This window comes from Hymenobacter coalescens (assembly GCF_054783195.1).
This window is the reverse complement of the sequence record NZ_BAAGRA010000014.1, coordinates 132,285-144,897: the sequence shown is the minus strand read 5'-3', so window position 1 is coordinate 144,897 and position 12,613 is coordinate 132,285. Positions and strand designations below refer to the sequence as shown.

The window sequence follows — 12,613 nt, the reverse complement described above, 5'->3', positions numbered from 1 at the left end:
AGCGTCTTGCCCAACACCAACCGCCCCGGCGGCGCCTCTGTGGAGGTGCCGCCGGGGCGGTTGGTGTTGCCGGCACGCTGATCGGCTACGGGTTGGTCAGCTGTCCGATAAAGAGGATGGCATTGCTCGACTTCTCGCGGATCATAAACACGAACGGCCGATCGAAGCGGATAGTCGGGGGCATAGATGTGGTGACGACGCCCACCGACGTGGCGGCCGCGGCTTCGGTCCCGTCCTCGTTCACGTCCAGGTACGTTTTGTGGAGCACTTCGCTGATGGCCAGCCGGTTTTGGCCCACGAGCATGCGGCTGAAATCGGCTTGCGGCGTGAAGGCCACGCCCATGCCCAGCTGCTCCAGGGTCTGGTTGAGCTTGACCTCGTACTCCAGCTTGAACTTGGGCAGGAACAGCATCAGGTTGCTGGGGGCCGCGCCCGCCAGCCAGGTGTTCAGGTTCGGGCGGCTCAGCTCGCGCATCACGTCCGCGAGGGTGGCGCTGCCCTGGGGCTGCACCAGCGTCATGCTGTACTGGCGGTTGCCGTAGGGCAGGTCCACCACTTGCTTGGTGGCATCCTGGTAAAGCGAATACTGCCCGTTGCGCAGCACCATCATGTCTACCGGCCGGGTAGCGCCGCTGGGCAGGGAGAAGGGGGCCGGGCGCGTCTGCTGCTTGTCGAAACCGGTGGTCCAGCTGCCCTTGAAGTAAATGGCGTTGATCAGAAACAGCACGTGCGAGGGCGTCACGGTCTTCACCAGGTCCCGGATTTTGCCGTTGGTTCGCTCCTCCACCCAAGTATTGATGGTGTTTTTGGCGGCCGCCGGGTTGCCCATGAAGTCCAGGCCCTGCACCTTCGCGTCGAAATAGGTGGTGTTGCGCTGCACAAAGGGCGCCTGCAGCTGGTACTGCTGCCCGTGCCAGAGGCTGTTGGCCGAGACAAACGTCACCTTCTTGTCGACGTTGCTGAGCAGCTGCACCAGGCTCTGGTACGAAGTGTTGATTTCGTCGTCGGTGAGGGGCGAGAAGCCCAGCGCCTCGCGCATGGCCGTTTTGGTGGTGCCATCGGCGCCGTTGTAGGCCATGGTCAGCGCGGCCGACACGCTCAGCGGGGAGATGAACACGTTGTCGGCGGGCGCCTGGGCCTGCAGGCGGGCGAAAGAGCGAAACGCGAAGTCGTTGGCGCTGCCCACCGTCTGGATTTCCTGGGTGGTCAGCGGCCGCAGGTTGGGGGTGTTGTCGGCATTGTCGGCCGGCGAGGCCACTTCCTTCTGGCAGGCGGCAAACAGCACCGCGCTGGCGACGGCCACGGTCGCTGTTTTGATAAAGGTGAGCTTCATAGCGGGACTGAAAAATGGTGATGGGTTTAATTCAAAGCCGCTGGCCTAGGCCGGCCTTCCATCACACGAGTCCAAAGTCGCCGCTGCGGTTGCAACTCACCCAGCCGCCCGGGGCGCTACAGCCCGCCCCGGCAGGCCAACCACCTCACAATCAATATAAAAAATTACCTATACCCTATTTTTCCCGCTCGATGGTGTAATCGATGAGCTGCTCCAACGAGACGCGGGCCGGCGAAGCCGGAAAAGTGTGCAGAATGGTCACGGCCTCGTCGCGGAACTGCTTCATGCGCTCAATGGCGTACTCCAGCCCGCCCGATTTCTTCACGAACTCAATGACGGCCTGCACGCGGTCGGCGCGGCCGTCGTTGTTCTGCACGTTGAAGATGACGCGGCGCTTCTGCAGCCACGAGGCCTGCTGCAGGGCGTAAATCAGCGGCAGCGTCATCTTTTTCTCCTTGATGTCGATGCCCACGGGCTTGCCGATTTCGGCCGTGCCGAAGTCGAACAGGTCGTCCTTAATCTGAAAGGCCATGCCCACTTTCTCGCCAAAGAGGCGGGCGCGCTCCACCATTTCCTTGGAAGCTCCGGCCGAGGAAGCACCCACGGCCGTGCAGGACGCAATCAGCGAGGCGGTTTTCTGGCGGATGATGTCGAAGTACACGTCCTCGGTGATGTCGAGGCGGCGGGCCTTCTCGATCTGCAGCAGCTCGCCTTCGCTCAGCTCGCGCACGGCGTTGTTGACGATTTTGAGCAGCTGAAAGTCGTCGTTTTCCAGCGCCAGGGCCATGCCGCGGGAAAGCAGGTAGTCGCCCACGAGCACGGCAATCTTGTTTTTCCAGAGCGCGTTGATGGAAAAAAAGCCGCGCCGGTAGTTGCTCTCGTCCACCACGTCGTCGTGCACCAGCGTGGCCGTGTGCAGCAGCTCGATGAGGGCCGCGCCGCGAAAAGTAGCCTCGGGCAGAGCGGCCGTGGGGTCGGGGCTGGCCGTGTGGGCGGTCAGAAACACGAACATCGGGCGCAGCTGCTTGCCTTTGCGCTTCACGATGTAGCCCATGATTTTGTCCAGCAGCAGCACCCGCGTTTGCATGGACTGGCGGAATTTGAGTTCAAACTCCTGCATCTCGGCCGCTATCGGGGCCTGTATATCGTCCAGCGAATATTTCATGCGGTGGTTAAGCGCGCAATGATACGCAGGCGGCGGCAGTTTTCGTTGCGCGGGCCCGGGTTTGCTGCCGGGGGATGCGTAGTTTAGGCGCCCCCACCCAGCCGCCTTCTACGCGTCCAGCGGGGCCCGCGCCGGCGCCTTCGGCCGCCCGCCGGTACAAACCGCCGGCCGCGCGGCTTGTTGCATATTTGGCCCCTACCCTACTGCCATGCCTGCTGCTACTCCCACCCGGCTCGATTTTGTGCTGACCGCGGCCCACCATACCCGCGCCTTTGCCGCCGACGCCCGCCTTGTGCCCGATGGCCGCCCCAAGCCGGTGGTGGTGTTTGTGCACGGCTTCAAGGGCTTCAAGGACTGGGGCCACTTCAACGTGCTGGCCGACTTTTTTGCCGCCCGCGGCTTCGTGTTCGTTAAGCTCGACCTCTCCCACAACGGCGTGGTCATCGGCGGCAGCGGCGACCTGGAAGACCTCGACGCCTTCGGCCGCAACAACTTCAGCATCGAGCTCGACGACATCGGCTGCCTGCTCGACGCGCTGCACCAGCCTGATGGCACGCCCATCCCGCCGGCCGAAATGGACGTGAACCGGTTGTTCCTGACCGGCCACAGCCGCGGCGGTGGGCTGGTGATGCTCAAAGCCGCCGAAGACGCCCGCGTGCGGGCCGTAGCCGCCTGGGCGCCGATTACCAACGTCAACCCCGGCTGGCCTGAGGCCCTGATGCAGCAGTGGCAGCAAAGCGGCGTGCTGCACGTGGAAAACGCCCGCACCAAGCAGCAGTTGCCGCTTTACTTCCAGATCGTGGAGGACTTTCACCGGAACCGCCGCCGCCTCGACATTCCCCACAACCTGCGCCGCCGCGTGCGGCAGCCCCTACTCATCATCCACGGCGACCAGGACGAAACGCTGCCCGTGGACAAGGTACGCCTGCTGCAGGAAGCCAAGCCCGACGCCGAATTGCACATCCTGCCCGAGGCCGGCCACATGTTCGGCGGCGCCCACCCCTGGGCCGAGCCGGAACTGCCGCCCCTGGCCCGTGAGGTAGCCGAGCGGACCGCGGCGTTTTTCGAGCGGGTGTAGGCCCGCTGGCTTCTCTGCGTGGGGCCGCTATCTTGCCCCGACTTTTCACCCGCCTCTCCGCTGCCTGCCATGAAGCCCCACCACGCTTTCGCCCACACCGCCTACCTGCTGCTCGGCTCCAACCTGGGCGAGCGGGTCGTTACGCTGCACCGCGCGCTGCTGGCGCTGGCCGAGCAGGCCGGCAAGATCGTGGCCGTGTCGGGGGTGTACGAAACGGCGGCCTGGGGCAACGAAGGCCAGCCCAGCTTCCTGAACCAGGCCGTGCGCCTCGGCACCGACCTCACCCCACAACAGCTGCTTGACGTGTGCCAACGCGTGGAAGCGGAGCTGGGCCGGGAGCGGCTGGAACCCTGGGGCCCGCGCACCCTGGACGTCGACATTCTCCTCTACGACGACCTGGTGCTGGAATCCGAGCACCTGACCATTCCGCACCCGCGCCTGCCGGAGCGCATGTTTGCCCTGGTGCCCCTGGCCGATATTGCCACCACCTTGGTGCACCCGAAACTGCAGAAAAGTGTGGCCGATCTGCTCGCCGACTGCCCTGACCGGCTGCCGGTCGAGCCCTGGCTCGGCGACTTGATGTAGCCGATTAGGTCAACCCGGGCTCAGCGGCGTTCAGCAACGGGCTGCACAGGCATGTGTCGGCTGAAGTGCGCAACGCGCACCGCCCGCGCCGCCGGATAGGCCAGCCAGCAGGCCAGCGCCACCACCACCCAGCGCCGCGACGCCAGCCCCGTCACGCCGTGGCCCAGCAGCAGCAGGAAAGGGCCGTACACCACGGCTGCGTAGCGCTCCACGTCGTACACGTTGCCGCCCGCGCGGCTCATCACCGTGGTGCCGATGTGGCTCAGCAGGTACACCACCACCACCACGCCCAGCAGCCGCACGAACGGCTGCCGGCCGCGCCAGGCGGCCAACATCAACCCCAGCAGCAGCAGCGGCAGCAGCAGCTCAAACCCCCAGTGCTTGGGCCAGCCGGCCTGCTGCACCGGCACCAGCCAGCGCGTGAGCACGTAGCCGTAGTCGCCGAGGGTTTCGCGCAGGCCTTGCCACCCGCGGCTGCGGTACAGCTCGGGCTGCGCGGCGGCCTGTTGCGCGTGCCACAGCCATGCCCCGATGCCCGCCCCGCCCACGGCCAGGTGCAGCAGCCAGCCTCGCCAGTGCCGGCGGCATTCGGCCGGATAGGCCAGCACCAGTCCGCAGGCCACGCCCACCAGCAGAAACAGGCCCGACGTGCGTTGTAGCGGCAGCAACAGCCCCCAAACGGTAGCCCAGGCCAGCCAGCTGATCCGCTTGGTGCGCAGGTAGTGGTACAGGGCCAGCGCGTACAGCCCGAACAGCGCCTGAAACACGGCCTCCGACCAGAAAAACTTAGCCGTAATTATCCACGGCGCGGCCAGCGCCAGCGCCAGCACCAGCCAGTTTTTCACCGCGCGGCCGGGCAGGAGCTGCCCCCCCAGGTAGCCCCAGGTCCAGAGGCAGGTCAGCGTGCTCAGGACGTGCAGCCCGGTGGCCCAGAGGCGGACGTGCGGAATACCCGCAGCCAGCAGCACCGGGTACAGCGGCCCCCACGACGCATAGGCCGTCCCGTCGGGGTTCAGGAGTTGGCCCGACCGCGCGAAGCTGCGCGCCGCTGCCAGGTAGTACCGCGAGTCGGCGGTGCTGGCCAGGCCGGGCAGCAAAGCGTACAGCAGCAGGCCCAGCAGCAGCCCCGAGGCCACCGCCAGTCCCGTGCGGGGGCCGGGCCATGTTTGCCAGAAGCGACGGGGACGGGCGGGGTTCATGGGCGGGTATGCAAAGAGCCGGCTCGCGCCGGCTCTTGTACTGATACGTTGGCTCAGGCGGTTACTGGGCCGAGCTGGTAGTTGCTTGCGGAGCAATTTTCTTCACCAGCCCCTGCAACACCTTACCGGGGCCGCACTCCACAAATTCGGTGGCGCCGTCGGCACTCATGCGCTGTACCGACTGCGTCCAGCGTACCGGCGCCGTCAGCTGGCGGATGAGGTTCTGCTGAATCTCCGCGGGGTCGGTGTGCGGGGCCGCGTCCACGTTCTGGTACACGGCGCAGCGCCCGGCGCTGAAGGTGGTGCGCCCGATGGCCTCGGCCAGCGCCGCTTCCGCCGACTGCATCAGCGGGGAGTGGAAGGCGCCGCCCACCGGCAGCGGCAGGGCACGCTTGGCCCCGGCGGCCTTCAGGGCTTCGCAGGCCTGCTCGATGCCGGCCTTGGAGCCGCTGATAACGAGCTGGCCGGGGCAGTTGTAGTTGGCCGCCACCACCACGCTACCGGCCTGGCTGATTTCCTGGCAGATGCGCTCCACCACCGCGTCGTCGAGGCCGAGGATGGCAGCCATGGTGCCGGGCTGCTCCTCGCACGCGGCCTGCATGGCCTGGGCGCGGCGCGACACGAGGGCCAGCGCGTCTTCGAAGCGGAGCACGCCGGCCGCTACCAGGGCCGAGAACTCGCCGAGCGAGTGGCCGGCTACCATGTCGGGCTGCAGGCCGGGCGTGGCCACAAACTGCGCTACCGAGTGCAGAAAGATGGCCGGCTGCGTGACGTCGGTGCGGCGCAGGTCCTCGTCGGAGCCCGTAAACATGATGTCGGTAAGCGAGAAGCCCAAGATATCGTTGGCCTGCACCATCAGGCGCTGGGCTTCGGGGTGCTGCTCGTACAGCTCGCGGCCCATGCCGGTGAACTGGCTGCCCTGGCCGGGAAATACTACTGCTTTCATCAGGAAGGAAGTCGGTGGGAGAATGCGTTGCGGAATCAGAGGGCCTGGCGCGGTGCCAAACGGGCCGCAAGGTGCGCAATCGGGCTCTTATGCGCAAAATGGCGGCCACCGGTTTACCGCAGCGGCACCCACTGGGCCTGCCCCGTGCGCTTGTCCACCGCCACCAGCACGCTCGGCGGTTTCACGTTGGCCCGCCGGCGGATGTACACCTGCCACCAAGCAGGCTCCTCGTATACCGTCACTTCATCGAGCCGCAGTTGCCGAACGGCGCTGCTATCCTGGGCTACCCAGCGCAGCGCAATGGCCCGGGCCTCGGCGGCCGTCTTTACCTGCGCTTCGGCCAACGGCACCGCCAGCGGCACCACCTGCGGCGGCCGCAGGGCGCAGCTGCCCACCAGCCCGGCCGCTAGCAGCAGCATTCTGATTTTCAGCATGGCGCCAAGCTAAACAAAAAGGGCCGTCGCATCCGACAGCCCTTTTTCCTGGGTGGTATCTGCGCTTAGCGCACCACTTCTATCCAGCCTTTGTACGATTTGGTGGTTCGCTTAAGATCGGCAAACTCGACATCCAGCAGGTAGTAATACGTGCCAGACGAAGCCTTGGCGCCCGTGTCGCGGCCGCCGCTTTCGTTGCGGCCGGCACCGCCACCGTCCCACAGCGTGAGGTCGGGCGAGGCAATGCCCTCGTACACCTTGGTGCCCCAGCGGTTGAAGATCTGCACCTTGACGCGGGTGACGGGCGACGCCGAAATCGGGCGGAAAGTGTCGTTCTTCCCGTCGCTGTTGGGTGTGAAGACGTTCGGCAGCAAGAAGAACTGGCAGTTGTCCTGGCACTCCACGTTGCTTTGTACGCTGCTGTTGCCGAGCGAATCGACGGCCACCACGGCGTAGCAGCCCGCGGCCGAGGCCAGGTTGCTGTGCACGAAGCTGCGCACCGGTGTCCGGCCGATTTCCGTCAGCGGGCCGTCCTGCGTGGGGCTGTAAAGCACCCGGTAGAAGGCGATGTTGCGGCCGCAGTCCGCCGGCGTATTACCCAGCGTCCAGCTCAGGCGGTTGGTGTAGAGCAGGTTCTGGCCGCGCAGCGGCGACAGCTGCGCCACCGCGGCCAAACTGTCGCAGTTGATGGCCCGCAGCGTGAGCACCGGCGGGCACGGAATCGAAGCCAGGTTGACGCAACGCACTTGACTTAGGTTCACCAAGTTGCTGGGCAGGTTGGGGGCCCCGTAGGTACCCGTGGTCTGCACGTAGTAGCAATACGTCTGGTTTTTGCGCAGCGAAGGGCTGCGGTCGGTAAACGTACCGCCGGTGCGCGTAGCCACGGTGTCGCCCAGCAGCACGAAGGTGGTGCTGCCCGGGTCGCGGCGGTAAATGCGGGTGCGCTGTTGGCTGTTGTCCCAGGGCACGTTGTACGTCCAGGTGAGTTTGATGGTGTTGCCCACCGAATTGGCCGCCCCGTTGAGCCGCACGCTGCTGGCCGGGCCGGAGTTTTCGGTAATCACCGCCGAGTTCGGCTGCGTCGAAACGTTGCTGAAAAACTCCAGCCGGTAGGTATACGCCTTGGTCTCCGTGTCGAGGTTGGTATCGACGTGCACCGTATCAGCTAGGTTGGTAATGGTACGCACCAGCGTGTAAGCGTTGGTGGCTGGGCTCTGGCCCTCGGCGCGGTACAGGCGATACCCCACCGGCGGATTGAAGCCGGTGCTGCTCACAGGGCGGGTCCACTTCACCGTAATCTGGCCGGTGGCCGCGTCGGTGCGGTCCACGGTCACGTTCGTGAACAGAGCGGCCCGGCCCAACAGGGTCACGCAGGCTTCCTGCGAGGCAATGCTGGCTCCGCCCGCCGGGCGCGGAAACTCGGCGTAGATGCGGTAGCAGTAGGTCTTGCCCCGGTCCAGCCCACGGCCGCCGTTGTCGTCGAGGAAGCTCTGCAGGTTCGCTCCCACTTCGCCGATCTGGGTGTAGCCCGCACTGGCCGGAATGCCCGTCACGCAGGGTCCCGGAGTGAAACCCGAAGGGTTTTCCTTGCGAAAAATGAGGATCCGTGAGGCGTTCTGGCAGAAATACCGGTCCCAGGTGAGCTGCACGGTGCTACCGGCCGCAGTAGCCCGCAGGTTGGTTGGCGGCGGCCCCACCACCGTTACCCGCCAGGGCCGCTCATCGATGAGCGAAGCCCCAGAGGTCGGTTGGTCTTCGGCCTTGAAAACAATGATTTTGGGCTCTGTCCCCACATCGGAACAGCTCGTGGCCCAGTTGAAGCGCGCCACGGCCCGGCCCGGTTGGTTAACCGTTTGCACGAAAGTAGCAGGCGGGAATACGCCCCCGAAAGCCGTCAGGCGAATGTTATTACCGTCGGTATCGGTAGCCGTCACGTTGCGCGTGATGGTGGTTCCGGCCACCACGCAGGTATCCCGCGGGATAAACACGGTGGGCCGGACGTTGGGCGTGGCAAAGACGGTAATCTGCATATCACGCAGCACCTCCCCGATTCGGCGCCGGCCCCCGAAAGCGTCGCGCCGCCATTCTTCCACCACGAAAGCCACGTTGTAATCACCCAGCAGAATAGGGGCGTTCCACACGAGTTGCCCGTCCTGCACGTTCAGGTCCAGAATGGCCGGATTGCCCGGCACCGCGGCCGGCGGTCCGGCATACGGTACCTGCACGCCCCCGCGCGACACGCTCTGGTCTTGCGGGAAGGCGTAGCCCGGCAAGTTTACCGGGTTGGGGCTGTTGCCCGCACTGATGGTGCCCTGCACGCCGCGCGGCTCCCATTGGCAGATGCGCAACTTATACGCCAGCGAGTCGCCGTCGGCGTCGGAGGCGGCGGGGTTGTGGAGGAATACCTGGTTGGCAGCAGCCCGGTCAATGGCCGGCGCATTGAGCACCGGCGAGCGGTTCACGCCCAGCACGGGGTCGATGGTAATCTGGGTGTAGATGTAGAAATTGCGCTGGTCCGACAACGGCACGTTGCGAATGCCGGTGGCCCGGTTCTCGCCCACGAAGCTCACGTTGTAGCGGCCCGGCGCGTTGTACGTGTGCTCGAAATAGTACACGTTCCGGTTTACGTTGTTACCGAGGTTGACACCGCTGCCGCCCTGCCGAAACACGGTGACATTGGTGCCATCCCCAAAGAAGATAACCTCGTCGTTTTTGGCGTCGGCCGCCGACGTGCGGTCGGTATAGGTGACCATCTTGAAAAAGATGCGCAACGGGTTGCGCGCGGGCGTCGTGTCGCTCTTGGCCTGGATGTCGCCCGCCCGGATGTGCGTAGCCCAGGCCGACGGAACGACCAACAGGCTCAGCCCCAGTAAGAACGCCAGACCGACCATGCCCCGGAGGACCCGGCCGCGGAGTAATGAAAATGTCATACAGCTAGACGGTTAGTATGCGTCGGCAAAAGCAAGTGAATGCGCAGGAATGTCGGATGCTAACCTAACAATAACCGTACGCAAACGGTTGTTTAGGCGGCACCAGCAGTGTAACGGCAAGCGCGCCGGGCTGGTTCACCCGTCAGCCAGCGGATTTTCAGGCCCTAAGAAGTGAATTGTTTCGTTGCGGGGCGGCCCGTACCTTTGACCGATACAACCGTCCTTTTTCTCACCCTTCCGTTCCCCTATGAGTTGGCTTAGCAACGCGCTTACCAGCAGCATTGGCCGCAAAATCATCATGGCCGTCACGGGCCTGTTCCTGTGTTCGTTCCTGGTGATTCACTTAGTCGGCAACCTCCAGTTGTTTAAGAACGACGGCGGTGCCGCTTTTAATATCTACTCCCATTTTATGGGAACGAATCCCGTCATCCGGACCATTGAATGGGTACTGGTAGCGGGTTTCGTGTTTCATATCTACGAGTCCATCATGCTCACGCGGCGCAACAAAGCGGCGCGCGGCGCGCAGGGCTACATAGTCAACCACAACGAGCAGAACTCGCCCTGGCAGTCGCGCAACATGGGCATCCTGGGCACCATCATTCTGATCTTCCTGCTGATTCACCTCTACAACTTTTTCTACCGGGCCCGCTTCGGCGACCTGGACCCGGACATCAACAACAACGACGACCTCTACACGCTGGTCGTCAGCTCCTTTCACCAGTGGTGGTACGTGCTGCTGTACGTGCTGGCGCAGGTGGCGCTGTGCTACCACCTGATCCACGGCTTCAAGAGCGCGTTCCAGACGCTGGGCCTGACCCACCGCAAGTACACGCCCTTCATCACGTACTTCGGCTACGCCTTCTCGATCATCGTCTGCGCCGGCTTTGCCGCCATGCCGCTGTACTTCTTCTTCCTTAAGTAATCCACCCCAGTTGCACCTCATATGAAGCTGGAAGCGAAAATTCCCGAAGGGCCGTTGGCCGAAAAATGGGAGAAGCACAAGTTTAACGTCAAGCTCGTCAACCCCGCCAACAAGCGGAAGTACGACGTCATCGTGGTGGGCACCGGCCTGGCCGGCGCTTCGGCCGCCGCCTCCTTGGCTGAGCTGGGCTACAACGTGAAGGCTTTCTCCTTTCACGACTCGCCCCGCCGCGCGCACTCCATTGCGGCGCAGGGTGGCATCAACGCCGCCAAGAACTACCAGAACGACGGCGACTCGGTGTACCGCCTGTTCTACGACACGGTAAAAGGTGGTGACTACCGCGCCCGCGAAGCCAACGTGTACCGCCTCGCGCAGGTATCGGTGAACATCATCGACCAGTGCGTGGCGCAGGGCGTGCCCTTTGCCCGCGAGTACGGCGGGCTGCTGGCCAACCGCTCCTTCGGCGGGGCCCAGGTAAGCCGCACGTTCTACGCCCGCGGCCAAACGGGGCAGCAGCTGCTGCTGGGGGCTTACTCGGCCCTTTCGCGCCAGATTGCCTACGGCAAGGTGAAGATGTACAACCGCACCGAGATGCTGGATCTGGTGGTCGTCGACGGGCAGGCCCGCGGCATCATCACCCGCAACCTCATCACGGGCGAAATTCAGCAGCACGCGGCCCACGCGGTGGTGCTGGCTACGGGCGGCTACGGCAACGTGTTCTACCTGAGCACCAACGCCAAGTACAGCAACGCTACGGCGGCCTGGCGCGCCCACAAAAAAGGCGCCCTGTTTGCCAACCCCTGCTTCACGCAGATTCACCCCACCTGCATCCCGGTATCGGGCGACTACCAGTCGAAGCTGACGCTGATGTCGGAGTCGCTGCGCAACGACGGCCGCGTGTGGGTGCCCAAGACGGTGGAAATGGCCGAGCGCCTGCGCCGCGGCGACATCCACGTGAATGACATCCCGGAGGACGAGCGCGACTACTTCCTGGAGCGCAAGTACCCGGCCTTCGGCAACCTGGTGCCGCGCGACGTGGCCTCGCGCAACGCCAAGATGATGTGCGACGAAGGACGCGGTGTGGGCCAGTCGGGCTTGGCCGTGTTCTTGGACTTCAGCGAAATCATCCAGCGCATTGGCGTGGAGGGCGTGAGCCAGAAGTACGGCAACCTGTTTGCCATGTACGAGAAGATTACCGACGAGAATCCCTACAAGCAGCCCATGCGCATCTACCCGGCCGTGCACTACACCATGGGCGGCCTGTGGGTGGATTACAACCTGCAGACCACCGTGCCCGGCCTCTACGCCACCGGTGAGTGCAACTTCTCCGACCACGGTGCCAACCGCCTCGGCGCTTCGGCCCTGATGCAGGGCCTAGCCGACGGCTATTTCGTGATTCCCTACACCATTGGGGACTACCTGGCCCAAACGCCGCCCAAGCCGGTCACGACCGACCACCCGGCCTTCCAGGAAGCGGAAACCAAGGTGCGCACCCAGATCCAGAAATTCCTGAGCATCAACGGCACGCGCACCCCGGACGACTTCCACAAGGCCCTGGGCCACCTCATGTGGGAATACTGCGGCATGGCCCGCACGGCCGAAGGACTGCAACACGCCAAGCGCGAGATTCAGAAGCTGCGCCAGGAGTTTTGGCAGGACCTGAAGGTGGTCGGCCTGAACGAGGAGCTGAACCAGACCTTGGAGAAAGCCGGCCGCGTAGCCGACTTCCTGGAGCTGGGCGAACTGATGGTCGACGACGCTTATAACCGCAACGAAAGCTGCGGCGGCCATTTCCGCGAGGAATACCAGACGCCCGAAGGGGAAGCCCTGCGCGACGACGAGAACTACGCTTACGTCGCCGCTTGGGAATACCGCGGCGACAACGTGCCGGAAGTGCTGCACAAGGAAGATCTGGTCTTCGAAAACGTGAAGCTCACCCAGCGCAGCTACAAGTAATCAACCACGGAACTATGGGGTGCGGGCTGGTCCCGCACGCCTAACTCATACAAACCAATGGCTGG

10 protein-coding genes are annotated in these 12,613 nt (G+C 64.4%); 4 read left to right on the top strand and 6 right to left on the bottom strand.

Features of this window, described 5'->3' with window-relative positions; translation table 11 throughout:
• Positions 1–85: 85 nt before the first annotated feature.
• Positions 86–1,333: a serpin family protein gene (locus ACYVKQ_RS09790; protein ID WP_460577973.1), complete on the bottom strand. Its 1,248-nt coding sequence runs from the start codon at positions 1,331–1,333 to the stop codon at positions 86–88.
• Between the two features lie 175 nt (positions 1,334–1,508).
• Positions 1,509–2,498: a polyprenyl synthetase family protein gene (locus tag ACYVKQ_RS09785; RefSeq protein ID WP_460577972.1), complete on the bottom strand. Its 990-nt coding sequence runs from the start codon at positions 2,496–2,498 to the stop codon at positions 1,509–1,511.
• A gap of 208 nt (positions 2,499–2,706) precedes the next feature.
• Between ACYVKQ_RS09785 and ACYVKQ_RS09780 the strand changes: the two genes are divergently transcribed.
• Together ACYVKQ_RS09780 and folK are read left to right on the top strand one after the other, a co-directional pair.
• The gene (locus tag ACYVKQ_RS09780) at positions 2,707–3,576 is read left to right on the top strand and encodes an alpha/beta hydrolase family protein (RefSeq protein WP_460577971.1); all 870 of its coding nucleotides are present in this window, start codon (positions 2,707–2,709) and stop codon (positions 3,574–3,576) included.
• 69 nt (positions 3,577–3,645) lie between these two features.
• Positions 3,646–4,161: a 2-amino-4-hydroxy-6-hydroxymethyldihydropteridine diphosphokinase gene (gene folK / locus ACYVKQ_RS09775; protein WP_460577970.1), complete on the top strand. Its 516-nt coding sequence runs from the start codon at positions 3,646–3,648 to the stop codon at positions 4,159–4,161.
• A gap of 20 nt (positions 4,162–4,181) precedes the next feature.
• On the opposite strand, the gene ACYVKQ_RS09770 is transcribed toward folK, so the two are convergent.
• The 4 genes from ACYVKQ_RS09770 to ACYVKQ_RS09755 form a co-directional block, all read right to left on the bottom strand.
• Entirely contained in the window at positions 4,182–5,360 is a 1,179-nt protein-coding gene (locus tag ACYVKQ_RS09770; RefSeq protein WP_460577969.1) for a hypothetical protein, read from the bottom strand.
• A gap of 61 nt (positions 5,361–5,421) precedes the next feature.
• Positions 5,422–6,306 (bottom strand): ACP S-malonyltransferase, encoded by an 885-nt coding sequence (fabD, locus tag ACYVKQ_RS09765; RefSeq protein ID WP_460577968.1) that lies wholly within the window; start codon positions 6,304–6,306, stop codon positions 5,422–5,424.
• A gap of 113 nt (positions 6,307–6,419) precedes the next feature.
• Positions 6,420–6,740, bottom strand: a complete 321-nt coding sequence (locus ACYVKQ_RS09760) for a hypothetical protein (protein ID WP_460577967.1) — start codon at positions 6,738–6,740, stop codon at positions 6,420–6,422.
• Between the two features lie 65 nt (positions 6,741–6,805).
• Positions 6,806–9,670, bottom strand: a complete 2,865-nt coding sequence (locus tag ACYVKQ_RS09755; RefSeq protein WP_460577966.1) for a T9SS type B sorting domain-containing protein — start codon at positions 9,668–9,670, stop codon at positions 6,806–6,808.
• 247 nt (positions 9,671–9,917) lie between these two features.
• On the opposite strand from ACYVKQ_RS09755, the gene ACYVKQ_RS09750 reads away from it, so the two are divergent.
• Complete coding sequence (locus tag ACYVKQ_RS09750) at positions 9,918–10,592, top strand: succinate dehydrogenase cytochrome b subunit (protein WP_460577965.1); 675 nt, start codon at positions 9,918–9,920, stop codon at positions 10,590–10,592.
• 21 nt (positions 10,593–10,613) lie between these two features.
• On the top strand, positions 10,614–12,548 hold the full coding sequence (locus ACYVKQ_RS09745) for a fumarate reductase/succinate dehydrogenase flavoprotein subunit (RefSeq protein ID WP_460577964.1): 1,935 nt from the start codon (positions 10,614–10,616) through the stop codon (positions 12,546–12,548).
• Positions 12,549–12,613 lie beyond the last annotated feature (65 nt).

What these genes read in the sequence shown, in the direction of transcription:
- ACYVKQ_RS09790 (WP_460577973.1), bottom strand. Translation starts at nt 1,333, where the DNA reads ATGAAGCTCACCTTTATCAAAACAGCGACCGTGGCCGTCGCCAGCGCG.
- ACYVKQ_RS09785 (WP_460577972.1), bottom strand. Translation starts at nt 2,498, where the DNA reads ATGAAATATTCGCTGGACGATATACAGGCCCCGATAGCGGCCGAGATG.
- ACYVKQ_RS09780 (WP_460577971.1), top strand. Translation starts at nt 2,707, where the DNA reads ATGCCTGCTGCTACTCCCACCCGGCTCGATTTTGTGCTGACCGCGGCC.
- folK (WP_460577970.1), top strand. Translation starts at nt 3,646, where the DNA reads ATGAAGCCCCACCACGCTTTCGCCCACACCGCCTACCTGCTGCTCGGC.
- ACYVKQ_RS09770 (WP_460577969.1), bottom strand. Translation starts at nt 5,360, where the DNA reads ATGAACCCCGCCCGTCCCCGTCGCTTCTGGCAAACATGGCCCGGCCCC.
- fabD (WP_460577968.1), bottom strand. Translation starts at nt 6,306, where the DNA reads ATGAAAGCAGTAGTATTTCCCGGCCAGGGCAGCCAGTTCACCGGCATG.
- ACYVKQ_RS09760 (WP_460577967.1), bottom strand. Translation starts at nt 6,740, where the DNA reads ATGCTGAAAATCAGAATGCTGCTGCTAGCGGCCGGGCTGGTGGGCAGC.
- ACYVKQ_RS09755 (WP_460577966.1), bottom strand. Translation starts at nt 9,670, where the DNA reads ATGACATTTTCATTACTCCGCGGCCGGGTCCTCCGGGGCATGGTCGGT.
- ACYVKQ_RS09750 (WP_460577965.1), top strand. Translation starts at nt 9,918, where the DNA reads ATGAGTTGGCTTAGCAACGCGCTTACCAGCAGCATTGGCCGCAAAATC.
- ACYVKQ_RS09745 (WP_460577964.1), top strand. Translation starts at nt 10,614, where the DNA reads ATGAAGCTGGAAGCGAAAATTCCCGAAGGGCCGTTGGCCGAAAAATGG.